At 61.3% G+C, this 12,279-nt stretch carries 11 protein-coding genes; 6 read left to right on the forward strand and 5 right to left on the reverse strand.

Annotated elements, in window-relative coordinates; translation table 11 throughout:
• Window positions 1–26: 26 nt before the first annotated feature.
• From ACL2XF_RS24160 to ACL2XF_RS24180, 5 genes are all read left to right on the forward strand, one after another.
• Window positions 27–1,256: an MFS transporter gene (locus tag ACL2XF_RS24160; protein ID WP_413727639.1), complete on the forward strand. Its 1,230-nt coding sequence runs from the start codon at window positions 27–29 to the stop codon at window positions 1,254–1,256.
• A gap of 219 nt (window positions 1,257–1,475) precedes the next feature.
• A complete protein-coding gene (locus ACL2XF_RS24165) occupies window positions 1,476–2,348 on the forward strand; it encodes an NAD(P)-dependent oxidoreductase (protein ID WP_413727640.1) in 873 nt (290 codons plus the stop codon).
• A gap of 152 nt (window positions 2,349–2,500) precedes the next feature.
• Window positions 2,501–3,115, forward strand: coding sequence for a methylthioribulose 1-phosphate dehydratase (locus ACL2XF_RS24170; protein ID WP_413721491.1), 615 nt, complete (start codon window positions 2,501–2,503; stop codon window positions 3,113–3,115).
• The gene (gene mtnC, locus ACL2XF_RS24175) at window positions 3,112–3,801 is read left to right on the forward strand and encodes an acireductone synthase (protein ID WP_410013441.1); all 690 of its coding nucleotides are present in this window, start codon (window positions 3,112–3,114) and stop codon (window positions 3,799–3,801) included. Before ACL2XF_RS24170 ends, mtnC begins: the two co-directional genes overlap by 4 nt.
• The gene (locus ACL2XF_RS24180; RefSeq protein ID WP_410013442.1) at window positions 3,798–4,343 is read left to right on the forward strand and encodes a 1,2-dihydroxy-3-keto-5-methylthiopentene dioxygenase; all 546 of its coding nucleotides are present in this window, start codon (window positions 3,798–3,800) and stop codon (window positions 4,341–4,343) included. Before mtnC ends, ACL2XF_RS24180 begins: the two co-directional genes overlap by 4 nt.
• 124 nt (window positions 4,344–4,467) lie before the next feature.
• On the opposite strand, the gene mtnA is transcribed toward ACL2XF_RS24180, so the two are convergent.
• Window positions 4,468–5,499 (reverse strand): S-methyl-5-thioribose-1-phosphate isomerase, encoded by a 1,032-nt coding sequence (gene mtnA / locus ACL2XF_RS24185; RefSeq protein ID WP_410013443.1) that lies wholly within the window; start codon window positions 5,497–5,499, stop codon window positions 4,468–4,470.
• A 127-nt stretch (window positions 5,500–5,626) separates the two neighbouring features.
• Between mtnA and mtnK the strand changes: the two genes are divergently transcribed.
• On the forward strand, window positions 5,627–6,826 hold the full coding sequence (gene mtnK / locus ACL2XF_RS24190; RefSeq protein ID WP_413721489.1) for an S-methyl-5-thioribose kinase: 1,200 nt from the start codon (window positions 5,627–5,629) through the stop codon (window positions 6,824–6,826).
• Window positions 6,827–7,119: 293 nt separating this feature from the next.
• Here the strand turns inward: mtnK and ACL2XF_RS24195 are convergent, their stop codons facing one another.
• From ACL2XF_RS24195 to ACL2XF_RS24210, 4 genes are all read right to left on the reverse strand, one after another.
• Entirely contained in the window at window positions 7,120–8,370 is a 1,251-nt protein-coding gene (locus ACL2XF_RS24195; RefSeq protein ID WP_413727641.1) for an LVIVD repeat-containing protein, read from the reverse strand.
• 10 nt (window positions 8,371–8,380) lie between these two features.
• Window positions 8,381–9,451 carry a sugar ABC transporter substrate-binding protein gene (locus tag ACL2XF_RS24200; protein WP_413727642.1) on the reverse strand — a complete coding sequence of 357 codons (1,071 nt, stop codon included), beginning with the start codon at window positions 9,449–9,451 and terminating at the stop codon, window positions 8,381–8,383.
• Between the two features lie 254 nt (window positions 9,452–9,705).
• On the reverse strand, window positions 9,706–11,061 hold the full coding sequence (gene glpT, locus ACL2XF_RS24205; RefSeq protein WP_410013447.1) for a glycerol-3-phosphate transporter: 1,356 nt from the start codon (window positions 11,059–11,061) through the stop codon (window positions 9,706–9,708).
• A 229-nt stretch (window positions 11,062–11,290) separates the two neighbouring features.
• On the reverse strand, window positions 11,291–12,277 hold the full coding sequence (locus ACL2XF_RS24210) for an ABC transporter permease (RefSeq protein WP_413728854.1): 987 nt from the start codon (window positions 12,275–12,277) through the stop codon (window positions 11,291–11,293).
• Window positions 12,278–12,279: the final 2 nt, after the last annotated feature.

Raw genomic sequence — 12,279 nt, forward strand, 5'->3', positions numbered from 1 at the left:
TATAAATAAGCCCAAGAGTATACGCGATGAAATCTCAGCATTCTCCCTCCCGGCGCCAAGACTACCGGCAGCAAAATGAAAGCCTGCCGGTACTCGCGCTGCTGGCCCTCGCCATGACGGGGTTTATATGCATTATGACCGAAACCGTTCCCGCTGGCTTATTACCCGAAATCAGCGCCGGCCTGGGGATCTCGATGTCGCTGGCGGGCCAAATGGTGACCGTATATGCCGCCGGTTCACTGATTGCGGCCATTCCATTGACGCTCGCGACACGCACATGGCCTCGCCGGCACGTGTTGCTGGTAACGATCGCCGGTTTTCTGGCGTTCAATACGCTGACGGCGATGTCGTCCAGCATGATGCTTACGCTGGCGGCGCGCTTTCTGGCGGGGGCTTGCGCCGGTCTCGCCTGGAGCCTGCTGGCCGGCTACGCCCGCCGGATGGTACAGCCGGCATTACAGGGCCGGGCAATGGCCCTGGCGATGGTGGGAACCCCTATTGCGCTTTCCCTTGGCGTGCCGCTGGGTACCTGGCTGGGGAGTGTGCTGGGCTGGCGCCTGACTTTCGCTGTGATGTCCGGACTGTCCGTCATCCTCATCGTTTGGGTTCTTGCCGCCGTGCCGAACTATCCGGGACAGTCGGATCCGCAACGGATGCAGCTGAAAAAAGTCCTTTTCACGCCGGGCGTAAAACCCGTACTGGCGGTGGTATTACTCTGGATGCTGGCTCATAACATGCTGTATACGTACGTTGCCCCGTTTATTGGTCCGGCCGGTCTTGCCGGCAGCGTCGATCGGGTATTGCTGGCTTTCGGCCTGGCCGCGCTCGGGGGCATCTCCATTACGGGACGCGTTGTCGAACAACATCTGCGCCGGGCGGTGCTGATCTCGTTATCCGTGTTTGCGCTGATATCACTCCTCTTTGGCCTTAATGCCGCCTCACCCCTGATGATCTATGCCGGTGTCGCCGTTTGGGGACTGACGTTCGGCGGCGCCGCCACACTGCTCCAGACCGCGCTGGCCGACGCGGCCGGGGCGGGCGCGGACGTTGCGCTGTCAATGAACGTCGTGGTTTGGAACAGCGCCATTGCCCTTGGCGGGCTTTTCGGCGGACTGCTGCTTGACCATGGGGGCGTACGGTCATTCCCCTGGGTTCTGCTGGCCCTTTTACTGGCAGGCCTTGCCGTCGCCTCCCGCGCCTCCCGGCATGGATTTCCCGCCGGCAGCCGGCAGGACCGCGCCTTAGTTACCGATTAGAAAAATTATGCCGTTGCACGCTGCGGGTTGAACCGCCGGCCAGCGACGCGCGGCAGTACGGCATGGGCGCCCAGGGTGCTTGCGGCTGCCCTCACTGGTGGATTTACCCATTCTTATGTGACGGCAGAGGCCTCGGCCTTCGCCGCCGCCAGTCCGCCGACGGCCGATTTCCTCAATGCCGCCGTCGCTGCGCCAAACCACTGATACAGGGGAACAACAATGGACATTGGATTAATCGGATTAGGCGCAATGGGGAGCGCGATAGCATTGAAACTGGTTGCGGCCGGCCATAGGGTAACAGCCTGGAATCGCTCAGGCAGCCATCTCGAAGGGGTGGACATCATGGCGACGCCGGTTGAGGTATTGCAATCAGAGGTGGTGCTGACGATGCTGTCCGACGATGCAGCCATTCGCAGCGTGCTGGTTGATACAAATGCGTTTGCGCATGCAAGACCCGGGCTGGTGCACGTGGTGGCGTCGACTATTTCGGTGGCGTTTGCGCAGGAGTTGGTGACGTATCATCAGCAGGCGGGGATTGCCTATGTGGCCGCGCCGGTATTGGGTCGCCCGGACGTCGCCGCCAAAGGCGAGCTCAATATCCTGGTCGCCGGCGCCGCGGCGGCAATCGACGCCGTTCGCCCGCTGTTGGCGATTATCGGCAAGCGCGTCTGGGACATGGGCGAACAGCCGCCCACCGCGCATGCCGCCAAGATTGCCTGCAATATGATGATCACCATGGCGATTGAGGCGATGGCGGAGGCGGTGGTGCTCACCGAGGCTAACGGCCTGGCGCGCGATCGCTTTTTCGAGCTGATCCTCGGCACCCTGTTTGGCAGCCGTTCCTACCAGCTGTACGCGGCCAATATCGCGCAAGAACGTTACGAGCCCGGCTTCAAGGCTTCACTCGGCCTTAAAGATTTGCGCCTGGCACGGGAGGCGGCCGAACAGCTGGGGCGGCAACTCCCCATGCTTGCCGCCATTCATCGGCAGATGGGCGATGCCGTGGCCGCAGGCCATGGGGGGCGGGATTGGTCGGTGGTGGCGGATTTCACCATCAACAGACAAAAGGATGAACCTGACTTTCCCCGGTAATCCTTGTTGTATACCCTGGGGAAAGAGTCTGCTCACGCCATGTTGCCGTTGCATTACCCCGATGTTACTATTTAGCTATCAAGACATGCGGATGGTTAAACGGCTAAAAATCACGTTGACCCTTATCGCCCGCGGCAGGAGAACGGACAGGTATGGCAGAGAATCAGCAGTTGGCCGCATTGGTGGACGCGTGCCATTGGATCGGCGCCAAAGGATGGAGCCCGGCTACCGGCGGCAATATGTCGGTGCGCGCGCAGGCGGGGCTGTGCCTTATCAGCGAATCCGGCAAGGATAAGGGACGGCTGCGCGCGCAGGATTTCCTGCCGGTGGATATCACCACCAACCAGGTGCTGGACGCGCGCATACCCTCCGCCGAGACCGGGTTGCACACCCTGGTGTACCGTTGTTTTCCGGCGGCCGGGGCCATTTTGCATACCCATTCGGTGAATGCCACCGTGCTGTCGCGTCTTGAGGCCGGCCAGGCGCTGCTGCTGACGGGCTACGAGATGCAAAAATCCCTCGACGGCGTCGCCAGCCACCTGGAACAGGTGGCCGTGCCGATTTTCGATAACGATCAGGATATCCCGGCGCTGGCGGCCCGGGTGGCGGCCCATCACGAGGTTACCTCGTTGCGCCACGGCTTTCTGGTGCGCGGCCACGGCCTCTACTGCTGGGGGCGCGATGTCTTCGAGGCGCGGCGCCATCTGGAAGGGTTGGAGTTCTTGTTCCAGTGCGAGCTGCTGCGCCGCCAGCTGGAGGCAAAATGATCAGGGCCATCGTCACCGATATCGAAGGCACCACCAGCGATATCCGTTTTGTCCATCAGGTGCTGTTTCCCTACGCGCGCGAACGGCTGGCGGGCTATGTGCGCCGGCATGCCGCCGGGAAAGACGTGGCGCGGGCATTGGCGGCATTACGGCGGGAAATCAACCGGCCCGAGGCCGATACCGAGGCGCTTATCGCCACGCTGTTCGGTTTTATGGATGAAGACCGCAAGTCCACCGCCCTGAAAACCCTACAGGGCATGATCTGGCGCGAGGGCTACCAGGAGGGCGATTTTCTCGGCCACCTTTATCCCGATGTGGCGCCCAGACTGGCCGAATGGCGGCGGCAGGGGCTGGGGCTGTATGTGTACTCCTCCGGTTCGGTGGAGGCCCAGCAATTACTGTTCGGCCACAGCGAGGCCGGGGACCTGCGCCCGCTGTTCGATGGCTATTTTGATACCCGCATCGGCGCCAAACGGGAGACGGCGTCCTATCGCGCCATTTCCCGCGAGCTGCGGCTGCCGCCCGGCGAGCTGCTGTTCCTGTCCGATATCGGGCAAGAGCTGGCGGCGGCGCGCGCGGCGGGCTGGCGGGTGTGCCAGCTGGTGCGCGACGAGGCGGACCCGCAGCAGCATTACCCCCAGGTTAACCGGTTTGACCAGATTGACTTACAGGAGATCGCCCAATGAGCGCGTTAACGATTTTCAGCGATACCCATGCCGGCCAGCCGGTGTGGCAAAGCCGTGACGCCGAGGCCATCCGCCGGCAGCTTAACGACATCGGCGTTCGTTTTGAGCGCTGGCAGGCCGACCGTGAACTGGAGCGGGATCCGGCTCCGGCGGCGGTGATCGCCGCCTATCAGCCGGCCATCGACCGGCTGGTGGCGGAGAAAGGCTACCAGAGCTGGGATGTGATCAGCATGCGCGCCGATCATCCGGAGCGCGAGCAGCTGCGGGCAAAATTCCTGGCGGAACACACCCACGGCGAAGACGAGGTGCGCTTTTTTGTCGAGGGCGCCGGTTTGTTTTGCCTGCATCTGCATGGAAAAATCTGGCAGATCCTGTGTGAGAAGAACGATCTTATCTCGGTGCCCGCCGGCACGCCCCATTGGTTTGATATGGGAAGCGCCCCGCATTTCACCGCCATCCGGGTTTTTGACAACCCGGAAGGATGGGTGGCCAGGTTTACCGGCGATGCCATCGCCGACCGTTATCCGCGCCTGGAGAGATAAGCGGCCGCATCAATGCCCGGCATCCGGTCGGGGCATCCCGCGCCGGATGCCGCTATGGCCGCCCGGTTGATTACCGGCCGGCGTGAGCGATGGCGTTCCGGTAGACTGTGGCTTCGCGCCGGTGCTAGCACGCCAGCGGGCGGCGGAAGATGCCTGCCTGCGCCTGCCCCGGTGTCACCACGCCGGTATCCAGCACCCAGGCGCTGATAAGCGCGGCGGGAGTGACATCAAACGCCGGATTATAGACATCGGCGTTTTGCGGCGCCCATTGGCAACTGCCGAAGCTGCCGGCTACCCCGGTGACCTCGCTTGCCGCCCGCTGCTCAATGGGAATGGCGTCCCCGTCGGGGCACGCGGGATCGTGGGTAGTGTGAGGCGCGGCGACATAAAAGGGGATGTCGTGGAAGCGCGCCAGCACCGCCAGGCTATAAGTGCCGATTTTATTGGCCACGTCGCCGTTGGCGGCAATCCGGTCCGCGCCGACCCAAACGGCGTCCACTTCCCGCCGCGCCATCAGGCCGGCGGCCATGGCGTCGCAAATCAGCGTATAGGGTATGGCCTGTTCTCCCAGCTCCCAGGCGGTCAGGCGCGCGCCCTGCAGCAGCGGACGGGTTTCATCCACCCAGACCTTTTGTACCTTGCCCTGCGCGGCGGCCACGCTTATCACGCCAAGGGCGGTGCCGATGCCGGCGGTGGCCAGGCCGCCGGTATTGCAATGGGTCAGCAGGCGGCTGCCGGGGCGCACCAGCGCCGCGCCGTGGCCGGCAATGGCCGCGCACAGCGAGCGGTCCTCTTCCACCAGGCGCAACGCCTCCGCCGCCATGGCGGCGGCATAAGCCTCCTGCTCCAGCGCCAGACGCATTCGCGCCAGATTATTCATCAGGTTAACCGCCGTGGGCCGCGCCGCGCCTAAAGCGGCAAGGGATTGCGCCAGCTGCGGGCGCGCCATGCCGCTTTCCGCCAGCAGCGCCAGCAGCAGGCTGGCGGACAGGCCGATCAGCGGCGCGCCGCGTACCCGGAGCGTGCGGATATGATCGATAAGATCCGCCGCGGTATCGGTGGCGCACCAGTTTTGCCGCTGCGGCAGCGCCTGCTGGTCCAGAATCCACAAACGGCCGTCGCGCACGCGCATGCTGGCGGTGTTAAGATTTTGCATCGATCGTTAAGTCCCTTTTAGGTTATTGCAACTTAATGGCTATTCTGCCAACATGACGGGAAGATGTATAGACGTCTACATGCTTTTACGCCTTTACGGCCTTAATTCCCTTTGTATGAGGTGCGCCTTGTCTGTTTACCATACCCTCACCGCCGCCGACGCCGTGGATTATGCCCGCCATTATGCCGGCGTGGATCAACCGGATGCCCTGGTGGCCGCCGAAGAGGTCGGGGACGGCAACCTGAACCTGGTATTTAAAATCCTGGACAGCCAGGGCGTCAGCCGGGTCATCGTCAAGCAGGCGCTGCCTTATGTGCGCTGCGTCGGCGAATCATGGCCGCTGACGCTCGATCGCGCCAGGATCGAAGCGGAAACCCTGCTCATCCACGGGGCGTTCTGCCCGCGGCACACGGTGCGCATCCTGCACCACGACGCGGACCTGGCGGTGATGATTCAGGAAGATCTCTCCGACCATAGCATCTGGCGCCGTGAACTGATCAACGGCGCTGTTTATCCCCAGGCCGCCGGCCAGCTGGGCGAATATCTGGCGCAGGCGCTATTCCATACCTCGGATTTTTACCAGCGTCCCCAGCACAAAAAAGCGGAGGTCAGCCGTTTCACTAATCCGGAGATGTGCCAGATCACCGAAGATCTGTTTTTTACCGATCCTTATATCACCCATGAGCGCAATGCATTCCCGCCGTCGCTTACGGACGAGGTGGCGGCGATACAGGGCGACAGCGCGCTGAAGGCGGCGGTGGCGGGTTTAAAGCATCGCTTCCTCAGCCAGGCGCAGGCGTTGCTGCACGGCGATGTCCACAGCGGGTCGATCTTTGTCGCCGCGGGCCGGCTAAAAGTAATAGACGCCGAGTTCGGCTATTACGGCCCGATGGGGTTTGATCTCGGCACCGCCATGGGCAACCTGCTGCTCAATTACTGCGGCCTGCCGGGGCTGCTGGCCCTGCGCGAGGCGGCCGGCGCCCGCGAGCAGCGCCTTAGGGACGTGCGCGCGCTGTGGCAGGCGTTCGCCGAAGGGTTCCTGGGTCTGGCTGTTGAAAAAAGCCGGGATATCATGCTGGCCGAGCCCGGCTATGCGCGGCGGTTCCTGCAGCAGGTCTGGACGGATGCGGTGGGATATTGCGGCACCGAGCTAATCCGGCGCACTATCGGTTTTGCCCATGTCGCGGATTTGGATACCATCACCGACGAAGCAATGCGCCATCAATGCCAGCGCCAGGCGCTGAGCCTGGGCAAGACGCTGATTCTGGCGGCGGCGCATATTCCCGATGTCGACGCGCTGCTGGCCCGCATCAGGCAGAACGGCTGAGCCGCCGGACCGGGCCGCCGCAATGATGCGTATTTTTTCTTGCGGGTGGCCTGCATTCCTGTTTTCTTCTTCTATACTGATATAACGATTTCATCGACTTAAGCGCTAAACGATGACAACCCAAACGAGAAGGAAAAGGGAATGAAAATTTTTCTGTGGATTATTGCGATTATCTTTATTGTTGGTCTGTTAACCCTCACCGGCGTGTTCAAATTAATCTTCTGAGTTTTTTCCCGCTATTGCTGTGCGGCGTTCGCGGACCCAGCCCGCGAACGCCCGCTGGTACTTTATCCTCAGCCCAAATATTCGATAATCGACAGCCCGGCGTTGTAATCCGTGGCGTAGATAATGCCCTGGGCATCCACAAAGACATCGCAGGACTGTATGACCTTCGGCCTGCCGGGGCGTTTATCCATTAGCGTCGCCGGCGGCGCGGGCACCAGCGCGCCGGTTTCCCGCGGATGATAGGGATCGCTGATATCATAGGCGCGTATCCCGGCATTCTGGTAAGTGGCGAAAATCAGCGTCGAGCTGATAAAACTGCCCGGACGGTTTTCATGCAGGTTATGCGGACCGAAATGCGCGCCTTTACGCACGTAATCCGCTTCGTTTGGCTGCGGGAAGGTGGCGATGCTCACCGGGTTCGCCGGCGCGCGGATATCAAAGACCCAAATCAGTTTCTCGCCGTCTTCCTGGTTATCCAGCACCGCTTCGTCCAGCACGATCAGCAGATCCCGGTCCGGCAGGGGCAGGGCGGTATGGGTGCCGCCGCCAAACGGCGGACTCCAGTTGCGGTGGCTTATCAATGCCGGCCGCGTGCGATCGCTGACATCCAGCAGGGTCAGGCCGCCGTCGCGCCAGCTGCCGTAGGCGGTGTCGCCGCTGACAATGGCATGGTGCAGGGCATAACGTTTGCCCTGTGGCCAATCCGGCTGTTCGCCGCCGGCGGTGTGCATGCCCGGCAGCCAGTATTTTCCCGCTACCGCGGGATGGGCGGGATCGGCCAAATCGATGGTCAGGAAAATATAATCGCTGTAGCCGTCCAACAGGGCCGACACATACGCCCAGCGCCCGCCCGCATACCAGATGCGGTGAATGCCGATGCCGTCCAGGGATAAAAAGCTGATTTCCCGCGGCCTGTCGGGAACGCTGATATCAAAAATGCGTAAACCGGCGCTCCAGCCGCGATCCGCCGGGCCTTGGCTCACGGTATCGTTGACCTGGCGGGTGTAATAGACTTTTTCATCGGCAAAACGCGCGTCGGCAAACAAATCGCGCGCATTAATCACCAGCAGCAGGTCGTCATGGGCCTGCAAATGCACGTTCCAGGTACCGGGCGGCGCGGCGATAAAACCGGCGGGTTTCGGATGCTTGACATCGCGCACATCCACAATGGATACGCCTTGCGACACCATATGCCCAATGTAGGCGTAGCCCCGGTGCACCATGACCTGCACGCCGTCGGGTCTACCCCCTTGGTCGCTATGGCTGAGCAGCCGCATATTGCGGCTGTATTCCGGGACGGGGAGTTGCTTATCTGCCATCGGTATGCCCTTATTTTTTGGCGTGAACGGCTTCAAGGGTGGCAAACCAGGGCGCGACAAAGTCGTCCGCCCGGCCCCAGCCGGGGATAATGGTCGCCAGCGACGCCATATTCACCGTCCCCGGCTGGCTGGCCAGCAGCGCCTGGGGGATAACGGCGGCGCGGAATTCATAGGTCGCGGGCGTCGGCGCGCCGGCTATTTTATTGGCCACCAGGCGCAGGTTGATTTTGCCGATAAGCTTTGGATCCACCGCCACGCTGACCTTCCAGGGGCTGTCCGATTCACGCATCAATTGCAGATCCTGGTTGGAAATGTCGATGCTGTACAGCTTGATTTCGGTTCGGCCGTTTTCCTTGAGCGCCTTATAGGCTCCCTGGCTAAAGGCGTCCCAGGTGCCCCAGATAGCGTCGATTTTACCTTTGGGATATTTGGCCAGCACCGCGCCGACCTTATTGGCGGTATCGCCCTGCACATCCGACGACACCGCGCCGAGGGATTCCAGCTCATGAATGCCGGGATTGTCCTGCAGCAGGGCTTTATAGGCCGCCTGGCGCCGCTCCATGGGCGGGAAGCCGGCCACCCATAATTTAATGATATTGGCCTTGCCGTTGAAGTCCTTGATCAACTGCCCGAAGGATTCCCGGGTCAGGGATGCGTCATCCTGCTGGGTGACGGTTACGCCCGGCACCACGCCGTTAACCGCCGTATCGAATACCGACACCGCTATACCGCTGGCGGCGATGCGTTTGACCAGCTCGGTGGAATAAGGGTCCCGCCCCTGGGACAGGATAATGCCGTCGTATTTCTGGGTAATGGCCTGGTTAACAAAATCCTGGAACCGGGCATCGTCGCCGTTGCTTAAAAAGGTACTGACCTTAAAACCCAGCTTTTTCCCCTCCTCGATGACCCCCGAGACAAACTGTGTAGTATTGTCATCCGATCCCAGGTTGCGGATGACCGCGATGCGGATGGGACCGTTATGCTGGGCGATGGCGGCGGGCACGGGCGCGGGCGCGGCGGCGAAGGCTGGCAGGCCTGCCAGCAGGCCCAGCGCCAGCAGCGGGGAGAATAATTTTTTCATCAACGGCTCCATGAGGGTAAATAGGATAAGCGTGGGCGCCGGGGCATAAGATAGAAGCCTGTATGTCTGGATGTCTATTCGGCCCGGCATTGCATCATAGCCAGCGCGCGCGTAATAAGAAATGTTTTCCGTTATGACTTTTTGGCAGATGTTATGCCATTTCGTGTGTTTGGGGATGATTGGCGTGCGGTGGGCCACCCAGGGGATAAAAACGCGGCGTATCATCGGACTACGCCGCGCAGAAGTGATGCCGGTCAGGCGTTCGCCGCCGCCTGCTGCCGGCGGTGCTGTTTTTCACCGAACATGGTCAGCGCCAGCAACAGCACGGCCAGGACGCAGCCGCCGATCATTATCATAAATCCGCCGTCCCAGCCGAAATAGTCCACCGTATAGCCGACCACGGAGCTGGCCGCCACCGAGCCGCCAAGATAGCCGAACAGGCCGGTAAAACCGGCGGCGGTGCCGGCGGCTTTTTTCGGCGCCAGCTCCAGGGCGTGCAGCCCTATCAGCATCACCGGACCGTAAATCAGGAAGCCAATCATCAGCATGCACAGCATATCCACGCCGGGATTGCCCACCGGATTAAGCCAGTACACTACCGTTGCGAGCGTGACCAGCACCATGAAAAACATCCCGGTGGCGCCGCGATTGCCCCTGAAAACTTTATCGGACATCCAGCCGCACAGCAGCGTGCCGGGAATACCGGCATATTCATAACAGAAATAGGTCCAGGAGGATTTATCCAGCGTGAAGTGCTTTACCTCCTTAAGGTAGGTCGGCGACCAGTCGAGAATGCCGTAGCGCAGCAGGTAAATAAACACGTTGGCCAGGGCGATATACCACAGCAGCTTATTGGGGAAGACATATTTTTGCAGGATCTGCCGGGTGGTCAGCTCCTGTTCGGCGGCGTGTTTATCATATTCCGGCGGGTAGTCGTTTTTGTATTCCTCTATCGGCGGCAGCCCGCAGGACTGGGGCGTGTCGCGCATCAGCGCGTAGGCGACCACCGCCACGACGATGGCGGCCACGGCCGGCATATACAGGGCGCTGTGCCAGTCGTTAAACCAAATCATGCCCAGCAGCAGCAGCAGCGGCGGAATGCCGCCGCCCACGTTGTGGGCGCAATTCCATACCGAGACGATGGTCCCGCGCTCCTTATGGGACCACCAATGCACCATGACGCGCCCGCACGGGGGCCAGCCCATGCCCTGGAACCAGCCGCAGGCAAACAGCAGCGCGAACATAATGGCGATGCTGGAGGTCGCCCAGGGCACGAGCCCCATAAACAGCATCACCGCGGCGGCCAGTAACAGCCCGGCCGGCAGGAATACCCGGGGATTGGACCGATCCGACACCGAACCCATGACGAATTTGGATATGCCGTAGGCAATGGAAATGGCTGAGAAGGCAACGCCCAGGTCGCCATGGCTATAGCCTTGCTCAACCAGGTAAGGCATCGCCAGCGCAAAATTTTTACGCACCAGATAATACGCGGCGTAGCCGAAAAAAATACCTAAAAACAGCTGCCGGCGCAGGCGGCGGTAAAGGGGATCAACCCGTTGATCGGGTACGCGGGGCTGGTGGGCGGCGGGTTTGAACAAACGTAGCATTTCGTCTCCGGTGATGTTGAAAAAATGACCTGCCTATACTTTTATTCAGGCAACCGAAGTATGGCCGGAGCGGCGGGGCAAAGTCGCGCATGGGCCACGTATTACGCGACCCGCGTCGGGAGGAATATTCCGTTTTTGATAGAATGCTGCGGGAATCTGATAGAAACACTTACATTAATAGGGTTATGCCGCCGGTCCGCCCGGCGCGCGACGGCAACACCACCTTGCGTCAGCGGCGCTGGATATAGGTGATGGCCAGCGCCGCGGCCAGCACCAGGCCCTTGATGATATCCATCGCATAGTAGGGTACCGACATCATGACCAGGCCGTTTTGCAATACGCCCAGGATCACCGCGCCCACCAGCGTGCCCAAGGCGTTGGGTTTGCCGGACCCCGCCAGGGAAAAGCCAATATACGCCGCGGCCACCGCGTCCATCAGGTAGCCGCCTCCGGCGTTTACCTGGGAAGACCCGATGCGCGAGGCCAGTAAAATACCGCCCAGCGCGGCAAGCCACGACGAGATGACATAGGCGAGGATGCGGTAACGTGCGGTACGGATGCCGGCCAGCCGCGCCGCTTCCGGATTGCCGCCGATGGCGTACATCCGGCGCCCGTGCTTGGTCAGGGATAAACCGAGCTGCACCACCACCGTGACCGCCAGCATGATAATCACGATGACCGGCACCTGGCCCAGGGTGGAAAACACCGCCGGTATCTCGCCTTCCGCCATATCGCCCCCCGGCAGCACCATATTTTGCGTGATGGAGCCGCCGAAGCTGTAGGTCATCGCGACGCCCTGCACCACAAACAGCGATCCCAGGGTCGCCAGCATATCGGGGATTTTCAGCACCACGATCAGAAAGGCGTTGAACAGTCCCACCAGCGTACAGGCGGCCAGGGTCAGCACTATCGCCTGCGTGGTATCCAGGCCATGCCAGACAAACATCGACATCACCAGCGCGTTGGCAAGCGACGCGGTCGACCCCACCGACAGGTCGAAACCACCCACCGCCAGCGACAGGGAGACGCCGATGGCGATCACGGTGACAATGGCGATGGAGCGCAGGATATTGACGATATTATTGGGATCGAGAAAGTTATCCGAGGCCAGGCCGAACAGCGCCACCAGCGCCACTACCGTCAGCAGCATCCCCCAACGGTATAAAAATTCAAACAAACGGTGGCGCCAGGGCAGCGCGCCAGCCTTTACGAACAGAT

This window comes from Sodalis sp. RH19, from assembly GCF_047324215.1.
GTDB lineage: Bacteria > Pseudomonadota > Gammaproteobacteria > Enterobacterales > Enterobacteriaceae > Acerihabitans.

Coding starts and splice junctions, on each gene's coding strand:
- ACL2XF_RS24160 (WP_413727639.1), top strand. CDS start 27: ATGAAATCTCAGCATTCTCCCTCCCGGCGCCAAGACTACCGGCAGCAA.
- ACL2XF_RS24165 (WP_413727640.1), top strand. CDS start 1,476: ATGGACATTGGATTAATCGGATTAGGCGCAATGGGGAGCGCGATAGCA.
- ACL2XF_RS24170 (WP_413721491.1), top strand. CDS start 2,501: ATGGCAGAGAATCAGCAGTTGGCCGCATTGGTGGACGCGTGCCATTGG.
- mtnC (WP_410013441.1), top strand. CDS start 3,112: ATGATCAGGGCCATCGTCACCGATATCGAAGGCACCACCAGCGATATC.
- ACL2XF_RS24180 (WP_410013442.1), top strand. CDS start 3,798: ATGAGCGCGTTAACGATTTTCAGCGATACCCATGCCGGCCAGCCGGTG.
- mtnA (WP_410013443.1), bottom strand. CDS start 5,499: ATGCAAAATCTTAACACCGCCAGCATGCGCGTGCGCGACGGCCGTTTG.
- ACL2XF_RS24195 (WP_413727641.1), bottom strand. CDS start 8,370: ATGGCAGATAAGCAACTCCCCGTCCCGGAATACAGCCGCAATATGCGG.
- ACL2XF_RS24200 (WP_413727642.1), bottom strand. CDS start 9,451: ATGAAAAAATTATTCTCCCCGCTGCTGGCGCTGGGCCTGCTGGCAGGC.
- glpT (WP_410013447.1), bottom strand. CDS start 11,061: ATGCTACGTTTGTTCAAACCCGCCGCCCACCAGCCCCGCGTACCCGAT.